Consider the following 12010-nt stretch of genomic DNA (forward strand, 5'->3'; position numbering starts at 1 on the left):
AAACGGCCAGACATACGATAAAGGTGAATTCTCGGGCCATGCCCATCGGTTTCGGCAAAAGGTTCTTGAATACAATTCGTTAAAAATTGCTGAGCCAAAGGCCGAAGTTCCGCTATGATCTGGCAGTCTCTCGGCAGAAAGCGCACAATGCCGCTTCTGGTGTCGTAGGAAAATCTCGAGGGAACAACAAACGGCAAATCGTGTCGGGACAGTAAATACCGAGAGAGGCTTGCCCTGCAAAGCAGCCGTTTAACCGCTTTTCAATACACCGCAATCAAAGCAAAAGGCCTTACAAGGAGGTTATAGCGTGAAATTGAGCAGCCGATTATTGCTCGTGGGAGCCTTGTTCACAGGCTGCCTTCCCGCCTTCGCCACGTTAACAACAGTCGACACGTCACCGACTGCATCCATTCGAGAATCACTCCAGAGCATGGATGGCGAACGTTTGGCAAATGCGAACAGCGAACCGGGCAACTGGCTCGCTCATGGCCGCACCTACTCCGAACAACGTTACAGTCCACTCGAGTCCATCGACACCAACAACGTGGGTGAGTTAGGACTGGCTTGGTACTGGGATACCAACGTCACCCGCGCACACGAAGCGACCCCCATTGTGGTCGACGGCATCATGTACGCGACCGGCCCATGGAGTGAAGTCTATGCCCTGGATGCGCGCACGGGTGAATTGCTTTGGCGAAACGACCTCAACGTCGACAAGTCCCGAGGCCAGTATGCGTGTTGCGATGTGGGCAACCGCGGACCGGCCGTGTGGAAGGGCAAAGTCTTTGTCGGCACCATCGACGGCCGCATGGTGGCGCTCGATGCGGTCAGCGGCGAAATCCTTTGGGACACCCTGACCATCGACCTCTCTCGCCCCTACACGATTACTGGCGCCCCGCGTGTATTCAACGACAAAGTCATCATCGGCAATGGCGGCGCCGAATACGGTGTGCGCGGCTATGTGACCGCCTATGACACCGAAACCGGCGAACAGGTTTGGCGTTTCTACACGGTTCCCGGAAATCCCGCTGACGGCTTCGAGAACAAAGCCATGGAAATGGCGGCGGAAACGTGGGGAGGTGGACCCTGGTGGGAAGTCGGTGGTGGCGGCACCGCATGGAACTCTTTCGCCTATGACCCCGAACTCAACCTGATCTATATCGGTGTCGGGAACGGCTCTCCTTGGAACAAATACATCCGCAGCCCCGCCGGCGGCGACAATCTGTTCCTGTCGTCCATCGTCGCAGTCGATGCCGATACCGGCGATTACGTCTGGCACTACCAGACAACACCAGGCGAAGGCTGGGACTACACCGCCACGGAACACATGATCCTGGCCGACTTGGAGATCGACGGTCGCGTCCGAAAGGTCATCATGCAGGCGCCGAAGAACGGTTTCTTCTACGTACTCGACCGCGAAACGGGCGAGTTCATCTCGGCGAAAAACTTCGTGCCGGTCACTTGGGCCACCCATATCGACCCAGACACCGGCCGACCGGTCGAAACGGACAACGACTACAAAGACCATATGGTCATCCAGCAGCCCTCGCCCCTCGGCGGACATAACTGGATGCCGATGTGCTATAGCCCCGATACCGGCCTGGTCTATTTCCCCGCACAGGAAATGACCATGGTCTACGACCACGACGAAGAGTTCGTCTACACGCCCGGCTACTGGAACGTGGGCATGAATGTCATGAAAGACATCATGGTGCCCACTTGGGTCGACCCGGCCTTGATCAAGGCCGTCGCGAAAAAATCCGCACGCGGTTATCTGTTGGCCTGGGATCCGGTCAAGCAGCAGTCCGCCTGGCGAGTCGACCACGGCGGCATGTGGAACGGTGGCATGCTCTGCACTGCCGGCGGCTTGGTGTTCGAAGGTAACGGCGACGGCATCTTCGGTGCGTACGACGCTGAAACCGGTCGGCGGCTTTGGGAGTTCGAAGCTCAATCCGGCATCATCGCCCCACCCATCACCTACGAGATCGATGGCGAACAGTACGTCACCGTCTTGGTCGGTTATGGTGGTGCGGTCGGCTTGTCGTTCAGCATGGTAGCGGCGAGCCCGGAGCCGAACCGCCCGGAAGGGCGAATCATGACCTTCAAACTCGGCGCGAGCGAGCAGCTACCCGCGATCGAAAAGAAAGCGAAGCTGCCCGAACCGCCACCCCTTGAGGCGGATCGTGAAACCATCGCGAAGGGCAACAAGCTATATCATCATCACTGTGTCTATTGTCACGGGCCGGGCGCAATCAGCTCGAAATCCCTTGACGATCTGCGCTACATGGATGCGGAAACTCACGCCAACTTCAACGCCATCGTCCTCGGCGGCAGTGAAGAGCACCTGGGCATGCCGGGACACGGCGCGAAAATGAGCGTAGACGAAGTCGAGGCGATTCACGCCTACCTGACCAAACTCGGTCACAAGACACTGAAGGCCGAACAAGCACCCGAATGGTGGAAGTCCATCAAGTCGGTCGTATACGGCGTGCTTGCCGCCATAGTCGGGTTCTTCACTGGCATCTTCAGTTGGCTCATGAACGCCGGCGCTTAAACGACTATCGCGCTAAAAAAGCGCGGCAGGTTGAATACTTGCCGCGCTTTTTTATTCCCATCAGCCGCCCGGTGGTTTTTGGACAAAAAAATATCGGTACTCAAGGCACCGAGCGTCAGTACATCACACCGCTCACAAGCGCGCTTCGACCCAAGCGGCCACGTCCGCCAGGGCAGCATCCAAGTTGGACGGATCACTGCCTCCAGCCTGGGCCATATCCGCTCGTCCACCCCCGCGGCCGCCCACCTGGGACGCCACATGATTGGCAAGTTCGCCGGCCGGAACGGTTTGACACAAATCCTTGGTCACGCCCACCACCAAGACGACCTTCCCCTCATCGGCGCTCGCCAGCACGATCGCGGCAGTACCCAAGCGGTTTTTTAAATCGTCAACCGCTGTTCGCAAAGCTTTGGCATCAGCACCGTCCAAACGTGCCGCCAAAACTTGGGCATGGCCGACCGTCACGGCCTGGGACGCCAGATCGCCACCACCGCCGGCCGCGAGCTGTCCCCTGAGCTTTTCGAGTTCTTTTTCCAACCGGCGGTTTTGCTCCACCAGCTGCTGCACGCGATGAACCAAACCGTCCCGAGATGTTTTGGTTAGATCAGCCAGATGGGTCAATGTGCTTTCGTTGGCTGCCACCCAACTCAACGCTGCCTCGCCGGTCACGGCCTCGATCCGGCGAACGCCGGCGGCGACTCCAGCCTCGGAAATAATTTTGAACAAGCCGATATCGCCGGTTCTGGCCACATGCGTGCCGCCGCACAGTTCGGTGGAAAACTCACCCAGACGAACCACGCGAACCACGTCGCTGTATTTCTCACCGGCCAACGACAACGCACCGGCGGCAATCGCCTCTTGCAACGGCAGGGAGCGGGTTTCCGCTTCCCGGTTATTCAGAATCTCGGCATTGACCCGCTGCTCGATCTGCGCCAACTCGTCCGGCGTGACAGGTTCAAAGTGTGCAAAGTCGAATCGCAACCGCTCCGCATCGACCAACGACCCTTTCTGCGCGACATGACTGCCAAGCACCCCACGCAAGGCGGCATTGAGCAGATGAGTCGCCGAGTGGTTACGCCGAATCGCATCGCGTCGGATCACGTCCACCTCTGGACGCACGGCGTCACCCACGGCGAGCCGCCCCTCGCGAACGATGCCGATATGAATGTGGACACCACCTTCCTTTTGGGTGTCGATCACCTCGAAACGGCCGCGATCGGTCGCAATCCAACCGCTATCACCCACCTGACCGCCAGACTCGGCATAGAACGGGGTCCGCTCCAGCACGATTCGGCCTTCGCTGCCGGTAGCCAATTCGCCAACGGCCCGACCGTCCGCGAACAAGGCAACCACCTTGGCTTCGTCTTCAGTCCGCTCATAGCCGCTGAAGCGGAACTGACGAACAACATCCGCGTCCACGACGTCGGCAAGGCGGATGGTTTCACCCATCTCGAAATGACTGGCGGCGCGAGCCATCCGACGTTGCTCGGCCATGGCTTGCTCGAAACCCGCCGTGTCCACGTCTAAGCCACGCTCCCGAGCCACATCCGCGGTAAGATCGGCGGGGAATCCGTACGTATCGTACAAGCGAAAAACCGTCTGCCCGGGAATCACAGACCCCGACAAGCCAGCAATGGCTTCCTCCAAATGCCCCATACCCTGGTCCAGCGTCTGCAGGAAACGTTCTTCCTCTTGTCGCAGCACCCGCTCAACCAGCGCCTGTTGGGCCACCAACTCGGGGTACGCTTGGCCCATCTGGCCGACCAAAGGCACCACCATACGGTAGAAAAACGGCTCATCGACACCCAGTTTATGGCCGTGACGGGCGGCCCGTCGAATGATGCGGCGCAATACGTAGCCGCGCCCTTCATTGGATGGCAACACGCCGTCCACCACCAAAAAAGCGCTGGCGCGGATGTGATCGGCAATCACTTTCAGTGAGTTGTTCTGACCGTCTTCGGTTCCGGTGATTTCGGCCGCGGCGTCGATGAGGTGGCGAAACAGATCGATGTCATAATTGCTGTGAACGCCCTGCACCACTGCCGCAAGCCGCTCCAGCCCCATACCGGTGTCCACCGAGGGCTTCGGTAGCGGGTTGAGCGTCCCGTCGGCTTCCCGCGAATATTGCATAAACACGAGATTCCAGATCTCGACGTAGCGATCGCCGTCTTCATCGGGTGTGCCGGGAGGGCCGCCCGGAATTTCGGGACCGTGGTCGTAAAAGATCTCTGAACACGGCCCGCAAGGCCCCGTATCCCCCATGGCCCAGAAGTTGTCCTTCTCGCCGATGCGGGAAAACCGCGAGGGATCGACCCCGATATCGCGCAACCAGATCTCCGCCGCCTCGTCGTCCTGATCGAAAACCGTCACCCAGAGCCGTTCGGCCGGCAACTTAAGCACCCCGGTCAAATATTCCCAGGCAAAGTGAATCGCGTCGCGTTTGAAGTAGTCGCCAAAACTGAAGTTGCCGAGCATTTCGAAAAAGGTATGGTGACGCGCGGTATATCCGACGTTTTCCAGATCGTTGTGTTTGCCGCCCGCCCGCACACAACGCTGGGAACTGGCCGCCCGCGTATAGGGCCGCTGCTCCCGGCCCAGGAACACGTCTTTGAACTGAACCATACCGGCATTGGTGAACAGCAACGTGGGATCATCCGCCGGCACCAGGGCACTGCTGGGCACGACGGTGTGCCCGCGTTCACGGAAGAATTCCAAAAAGCTCTCTCGGAGATCGGCGCTACTGGTCATTTAGATCGAATCCAAATCTGCAATGCTGTTGAGTATAGGGAAAGCGGCCGCAGCGACAAGGCCTTCACCCGAACAGTCGCACCAGCCGCTCCCAGTGTGCCGACACCGGCTAGTCCGCGACATCCACATGCCAGATCGGTGCGCCCAGAACTTGCCGGATCTGACTCGCGCCAAACCCACGCTGCTCCAGAAACCGGGCTTGCTTCAGCCAGGCGCGGCGATCGGCCGGTGGCTTTTCGCCAAAACGTTTCTGCCGTACCTTTTCCAACTGTCGACGCCAGAGCGTTTCGTCATCCGGAAGCCAACGGGAAATGGTGTTCTCGGATACACCGCGCTCGGCCAGTTGATGACGAATCTTAAACGGCCCGTCGCCGCGCTCAATGTGGGAACGCACGAATACCTCGGCAAAGCGCTCATCGCTGAGATAACCGTCGTCGACCAGACGCCCCATCGTGGCCTCGAGGACGCCATTTGATTGCGCATAGGGCGCCAGCCGGCGCCTGATTTCACCGACCGCATACTCACGCTTTGCCAGCAGACGAATAGCCTTTTGATACAGGCCCGATTCATCCAGCGGCGTCTTGTTCGGGGATCTCAGATTCACTGCGGCGACGTGACGGAAGCAAACGCTCACGCAAGGTACGATCCAGTTCCTCGGCGATTTCCGGGTGATCCTTCAAAAACTGGCGGGCGTTTTCTTTTCCCTGACCCACCCGATTGCCCTGGTAGCTGTACCAAGCTCCCGATTTTTCCACAAGGTTGTTTTGCACGCCCAAGTCGATCAGCTCGCCTTCGTGCGAGATGCCTTCGCCATAGAGTATTTCGAACTCGGCCTCTTTGAACGGCGGGGCGACTTTGTTTTTGACGACTTTAACGCGGGTTTGGTTGCCCACAACCTCATCGCCTTTTTTGATCGCGCCGATGCGGCGAATGTCCAGACGCACCGACGAGTAGAACTTGAGGGCATTGCCGCCGGTCGTGGTCTCGGGGTTCCCAAACATTACGCCGATTTTCATCCGGATCTGGTTAATGAAAATTACCAGGCAATTGCTGCGTTTGATATTGGCGGTCAATTTTCGCAGGGCCTGTGACATCAGACGCGCTTGAAGCCCTACGTGGGAATCACCCATTTCGCCTTCGATCTCGGCCTTGGGCGTCAATGCCGCGACCGAGTCGACCACCACCACATCGACCGCACCGGAGCGCACCAACATGTCGGTGATTTCCAGCGCCTGCTCACCGGTATCGGGCTGTGATATCAACAACTCGTCCAAATTCACGCCCAGTTTTTCGGCATACTGCGGATCCAGGGCGTGCTCCGCATCGACAAACGCCGCCGTGCCGCCGGCTTTCTGCGCCTCGGCAACGGTCTGCAGCGTGAGCGTGGTTTTCCCGGATGACTCCGGACCATAGATTTCCACCACACGGCCCCGCGGCAAACCGCCGATACCCAATGCCAAATCCAACGTCAGGGAGCCGGTGGAAACCGCCGTGATATCGTTGACCACCTGCGTATCGCCCAGACGCATGATCGAACCTTTGCCGAATTGCCGTTCGATCTGTCCCAAGGCAGCCGAGAGGGCCTTTTTCCGATTGTCATCCATCTGATTTCCTCACGCGTATTGTCTCTTTCGTCTTCGCTTTGTTTGGCCACCATCGGGACAAACGCCATCTGAGCGTCGGTGCTTGTCGGAACACCGGGTCGGTTCATACTCTCTGGCATCGTCAGGGTGTCTCAGCGCGCTGCGACGACGTCGCATTATTTCACAATTTCCCTCAAGCCCGCAGGGCAATATCCTCACCGACCCGCGCGGGCGCAACCAAGTCAGCCCGCGGCCCTACCAGCCACCATTTTTGTCATACCCTTTACCGCTTGCAGAACGGCGGCTCGACGAATTGCCTCACGATGACCGGTCATTGTCGCGCAGTGCGTCAACACCTCGCCTTGGCGTACCGCCCATCCGAGCCAGACTGTTCCCACAGGTTTTTGTGCGCTGCCGCCTCCAGGGCCGGCAATCCCGGTAACGGCCAGCGCATAATCCGCACCCGATCGCTCGAGCGCCCCTTGCGCCATGGCCATGACCACCGGCTGGCTGACGGCACCGTTTTGCTCGATCAGCGAACCCGGCACGCCGAGTTGGCCCTGCTTCGCCGCATTGCTGTAGGTCACCCACCCGCATTCAAACCATTGCGAGCTACCGGGCAGATCCGTCAGACACTTGGCCACCCACCCGCCAGTACACGACTCGGCGGTGGCCACACGCGCCGACGAGGCCAGCAGAACATGCGCCAAAGATTGAGCGGCCGCGCTCATAGCCACGTCACCCGTATCCTGTTTCACACCCGTACCCCAGTTGTGCGTTTGTTCCACTCAGACTACTTTATTGGGCCCTCGATCAGTACCCGCATCTACCGGAGAAGCGGACCGGACGAGGCCTTCATCGCGGTATTCGCGGAGAGTTCATGGATAAAAAAATACGCGCGAAGGCGACGACTGACGAGCCACGCCAGGCAGCCCACCCCCAGCCGGATCTGTCGGCCCATACGCCGATGATGCGCCAGTACTGGGGGATCAAGTCGCAACATCCCGACACGCTGGTATTTTACCGGATGGGGGATTTCTACGAGCTGTTCTACGACGATGCCCAACGGGCAGCCGATCTGTTGCAGATCACCCTGACGCACCGCGGCGAATCAGCGGGCCAACCCATTCCCATGGCGGGCGTTCCGCACCACGCCGCCGAATCCTATATCGCCCGGCTGCTCAAAGCCGGCGAATCGGTCGTCCTGTGCGAGCAAGTCGGTAATCCGGCCACCAGCAAGGGACCGGTGGCACGCGAAGTGACCCGGATCATCACACCCGGAACCGCCACCGACGATGCCCTGCTGGATGCCCGTCGTGATGCACTGCTGTTGGCCATTCTCAGTCGTGGCAACCACCATGGCGTGGCATTTGTCGATTTAGCGGGCGGCCGCTTCACCCTGGCGGAAGTCGACAACCACCACGACTTGCTGGCAGAGATTGAGCGTTTGCAACCGGCCGAACTGTTGATCCCCGATGACGACACGCCATTACCAAACGCTTTGTCACACCATCGCGCTGTGCGCCGTTATCCCGCCTGGCACTTCGATCGGGTTAGCGCCGAAAGACGGCTGTGCGATCAATTCGGTACGCGGGATCTGACTGGATTCGGTGCAGAACAACTGGACCGCGCCGTGGCTGCAGCGGGGGCATTGCTCCACTATGTCCAGGAGACACAGAAAAGCGCTCTACCCCATCTGCGCATGCTGCGAGTGGAGCAGTCCAGCGACAGTTTGATTCTCGACGCCCCGACACGGCGAAATTTAGAACTGGAAACCAATCTGCGCGGCGGCAGTGACCATACCCTGGCGGCCGTTATCGACAAAACGGCAACCCCCATGGGCAGCCGCATGCTCCGGCGCTGGATGCAGCGTCCCCTGCGCAACCACCCAGAACTCCGGGAACGCTACCACGCCATCGCCACACTGAAAGAAAACCGCCATTTCGAAGACATTCGGGAACACATTCGTGGAATGGGCGACATCGAGCGCATCCTGACCCGCGTTGGCTTGCGAACCGCCCGCCCCAGAGATCTGGCTGCCCTGGGCGGCGCCCTTGAGGCGATACCCCGATTGAACGTGCTGCTCAGCGACTTGGACAGCCCGTTACTGGACCGTCTCCGCCCGGGCCTGGAGGGACATCCGAGCGTCAGCGCGCTCCTTACACGCGCACTGGTAAAACAACCGCCCCAACATATCCGCGACGGCGGAGTCGTAGCCGATGGCTTCGATGCCGAACTGGACCGATTAAGGGCACTGTCAACCAACGCGGACGGATTTCTACAGTCCCTGGAGGAACGGGAGAAAGCGCGAACCGGCATCGCGAGTCTGAAGCTCGGCTACAACCGCGTCCATGGTTATTACATCGAGATTGGCAAGTCCCACAGCGATCACGTGCCGCCCGACTACACGCGCCGCCAAACGCTGAAGTCGGCCGAGCGCTACATCACCGAGGAGTTGAAAGCCTTCGAGGATCAAGTGCTCAGCGCCCGGGAACGCGCACTTAACCGGGAAAAAGCGCTCTATGAAGAGCTATTGACCACGCTCGGCGCTGAACTCGAACGACTGCAACAAACAGCAGAAGACCTGGCGACGCTGGATGCTCTAAACAACCTGGCTGAACGCGCCTATACCCTGGGTTGGAGCGAACCGGAACTGCTCGACGAAGCACGGGTAGACATTATCGAAGGGCGCCACCCGGTGGTGGAACAGGCCCTGGATGGGCCCTTCATCCCCAACGACGTCAAGCTAGACGCCAATCGGCGCATGCTGGTCATCACCGGCCCCAACATGGGCGGGAAATCCACCTACATGCGCCAGACCGCCTTGATCACGCTATTGGCCCACATGGGCAGTTTCGTGCCCGCAACGACGGTCCGTTTGGGCCCCATCGACCGCATTTTCACCCGTATCGGAGCAGCCGATGAATTGGCTTCCGGGCGCTCGACCTTCATGGTGGAGATGACCGAAACCGCCAATATTCTGCATCATGCCACCGATCGCAGCCTGGTCTTGATGGATGAGATCGGGCGGGGCACCAGCACTTACGATGGCGTGTCCCTCGCCTGGGCCTGCGCTGACGATCTGGCCCGCCGAATCGGCGCCTTCACCCTCTTTGCCACCCACTACTTCGAGTTGACGCGCCTGGCGGACGAACAGACGGGCATCGGCAACGTCCATTTGGACGTTGCCGAACACGGCGAGCAACTGATTTTTCTCCACGCCGTCAAAGATGGTCCGGCCGATCAAAGTTACGGACTGCACGTGGCCGCGCTGGCTGGCGTCCCCCGGGGCGTGGTCGAAGCCGCAAGGCAATATCTGGAAAACCTGGAATCCAGTGCCGCACCAGGGCGAACCCACACCATGCCGCAACTTAGCCTGTTCCAGGCGGAGGAACACCCGGCATTGCGAATCCTTCGCACGATCGATCCCGATCAACTGACACCACGCAGTGCCTTGGAACTCCTCTATCAACTCCACGATCAGATTAAATAAGGCCGGGTGCGCCAAGCCGCCCTATCGTTTCGCGGCCTACCCCCAGGCGCAGCATCACGCAGTGGCTTGTCGGTATTCCATTGGCGTTTTACAATCGCACGTTTGCTCAATTCGCGCGAAACCATGACCGCAACCTATACACTCAAAGTGCTCAGCGAATTCGCATCGGCCCATACCTTAAGAGGTTACCCTGGGGCGTGCAGTCGCATGCATGGCCATAACTGGAAGGTGGAAGTCGAGATCGAAGCCACAGAGCTCGACGATACAGGCATGGCCATCGACTTCAAACAAATCAAAGAAGCAACCCGAGCCGTCACCGACCGGTTGGACCACCGCTATCTGAACGACATCCCACCTTTCGACCAACGCAACCCCACCGCCGAAAACATCGCCGCTCATTTGTACGAACAGCTCACGGACATGCTGGATACGCCGGCCTGCCGGGTGTCCGCCGTCACCCTTTGGGAAACGGACCGGGCATGTGTGCGTTACAGCACCACCAAGTAACGGGGTCTTCCACAACCGCGCCAGCTGGGAGCTGATCTCGCGATACCGCTTTAAATGAGTCCTATTATCATTAAGAGATGGACTTTGTTCGCCTTAGCGTCCAAAATAACTCAGTGGCGCCAGCATTGCTGGCTGGCGCGCATAGAACGGCGGTCACAATCCGTCGAGCAACAACAACGATTTTCACGTCGGATCACCCGCCGGCGTTACGCATCATCAACGCAAGGTATCCCTGATGACTCACCGGCCATGGGCGGCTGCGGCACGGACGGGAGCCGACGGAACATCAAACGAGGAACTGGAAACATGAGCCAATCCGGATCACGCCCCGCGGTCGTCAGCGAGATCGCGGACGTACAAGGCAGTGCGGATTCTCGGCAAATTCCTATTGATCGTGTCGGAATTCGTCAAATTCGTCACCCGTTGCGGGTTCGGGATCGAAGCGGCGAAGTGCAGCAAACCATTGCCACACTCAACATGTACGTCAATCTCCCCCACCACCAAAAGGGCACGCACATGTCCCGTTTCGTGGCCATTTTGGGAGAAAACCAAGACGTGCTGACAGTCCAATCGGTCGCGCAGCTTCTCGATCACATGACCGATCGGCTGGAAGCGGAATCGGGCTACCTGGAAATCAGCTTTCCGTACTTCGTCAACAAATCGGCGCCGGTATCCGGTGTCACCAGTCTGATGGACTACGAAGTCACCCTCACCGGCACCAAACGCGACAGGGACAATCAAACCCTGATCAAAGTGCTCGTACCCGTCACCAGCCTCTGCCCTTGCTCCAAGGAAATTTCCGCCTACGGGGCCCACAATCAACGCTCCCACGTGACCGTTGAGGTTCGTTGCCATGGCGAGTTGTGGATTGAAGAAATCATCGATGTGGTCGAGTCGGAAGCATCGGCCGAGCTCTATGGGCTCCTCAAACGACCGGACGAAAAGTACGTCACTGAACGAGCTTACGACAACCCGAAATTCGTCGAAGACATGGTCCGGGATGTAGCCGGTCGGCTGAATGAAGACGATCGAATTCTGGGTTATGTGGTTGAGTCTGAAAACTTCGAATCCATCCACAACCACTCGGCATACGCTTATCTTTCGCGGGACAAAGACGCCGAGTAA

8 protein-coding genes are annotated in these 12010 nt (G+C 59.0%); 4 read left to right on the top strand and 4 right to left on the bottom strand.

Annotated elements, in window-relative coordinates:
- Positions 1-307: 307 nt before the first annotated feature.
- On the top strand, positions 308-2554 hold the full coding sequence (locus tag SVU69_09000; GenBank protein MDY6943136.1) for a PQQ-dependent dehydrogenase, methanol/ethanol family: 2247 nt from the start codon (positions 308-310) through the stop codon (positions 2552-2554).
- 132 nt (positions 2555-2686) lie between these two features.
- Here SVU69_09000 and alaS read toward each other — a convergent pair whose 3' ends face one another.
- From alaS to SVU69_09020, 4 genes are all read right to left on the bottom strand, one after another.
- The gene (gene alaS / locus SVU69_09005) at positions 2687-5302 is read right to left on the bottom strand and encodes an alanine--tRNA ligase (GenBank protein MDY6943137.1); all 2616 of its coding nucleotides are present in this window, start codon (positions 5300-5302) and stop codon (positions 2687-2689) included.
- 109 nt (positions 5303-5411) lie between these two features.
- A complete protein-coding gene (locus SVU69_09010) occupies positions 5412-5906 on the bottom strand; it encodes a regulatory protein RecX (GenBank protein MDY6943138.1) in 495 nt (164 codons plus the stop codon).
- Complete coding sequence (gene recA, locus SVU69_09015; GenBank protein MDY6943139.1) at positions 5869-6906, bottom strand: recombinase RecA; 1038 nt, start codon at positions 6904-6906, stop codon at positions 5869-5871. The genes SVU69_09010 and recA overlap by 38 nt, the downstream gene beginning before the upstream one ends.
- Before the next feature lie 221 nt (positions 6907-7127).
- Complete coding sequence (locus SVU69_09020) at positions 7128-7673, bottom strand: nicotinamide-nucleotide amidohydrolase family protein (protein MDY6943140.1); 546 nt, start codon at positions 7671-7673, stop codon at positions 7128-7130.
- Positions 7674-7765: 92 nt separating this feature from the next.
- On the opposite strand from SVU69_09020, the gene mutS reads away from it, so the two are divergent.
- The 3 genes from mutS (at position 7766) to folE2 (ending at position 12010) form a co-directional block, all read left to right on the top strand.
- On the top strand, positions 7766-10378 hold the full coding sequence (gene mutS / locus SVU69_09025) for a DNA mismatch repair protein MutS (protein ID MDY6943141.1): 2613 nt from the start codon (positions 7766-7768) through the stop codon (positions 10376-10378).
- A 123-nt stretch (positions 10379-10501) separates the two neighbouring features.
- Positions 10502-10885: a 6-carboxytetrahydropterin synthase QueD gene (gene queD / locus SVU69_09030; protein MDY6943142.1), complete on the top strand. Its 384-nt coding sequence runs from the start codon at positions 10502-10504 to the stop codon at positions 10883-10885.
- Positions 10886-11191: 306 nt separating this feature from the next.
- Positions 11192-12010, top strand: coding sequence for a GTP cyclohydrolase FolE2 (folE2, locus tag SVU69_09035; protein MDY6943143.1), 819 nt, complete (start codon positions 11192-11194; stop codon positions 12008-12010).

It is taken from the genome of Pseudomonadota bacterium (genome assembly GCA_034189865.1).
Taxonomy (GTDB): Bacteria; Pseudomonadota; Gammaproteobacteria; order UBA5335; family UBA5335; genus JAXHTV01.

Bases quoted from the DNA above. Each gene is read 5' to 3' on its own strand.
- recA (MDY6943139.1), bottom strand. From the start codon at position 6,906: ATGGATGACAATCGGAAAAAGGCCCTCTCGGCTGCCTTGGGACAGATC.
- queD (MDY6943142.1), top strand. From the start codon at position 10,502: ATGACCGCAACCTATACACTCAAAGTGCTCAGCGAATTCGCATCGGCC.
- folE2 (MDY6943143.1), top strand. From the start codon at position 11,192: ATGAGCCAATCCGGATCACGCCCCGCGGTCGTCAGCGAGATCGCGGAC.
- mutS (MDY6943141.1), top strand. From the start codon at position 7,766: ATGGATAAAAAAATACGCGCGAAGGCGACGACTGACGAGCCACGCCAG.
- alaS (MDY6943137.1), bottom strand. From the start codon at position 5,302: ATGACCAGTAGCGCCGATCTCCGAGAGAGCTTTTTGGAATTCTTCCGT.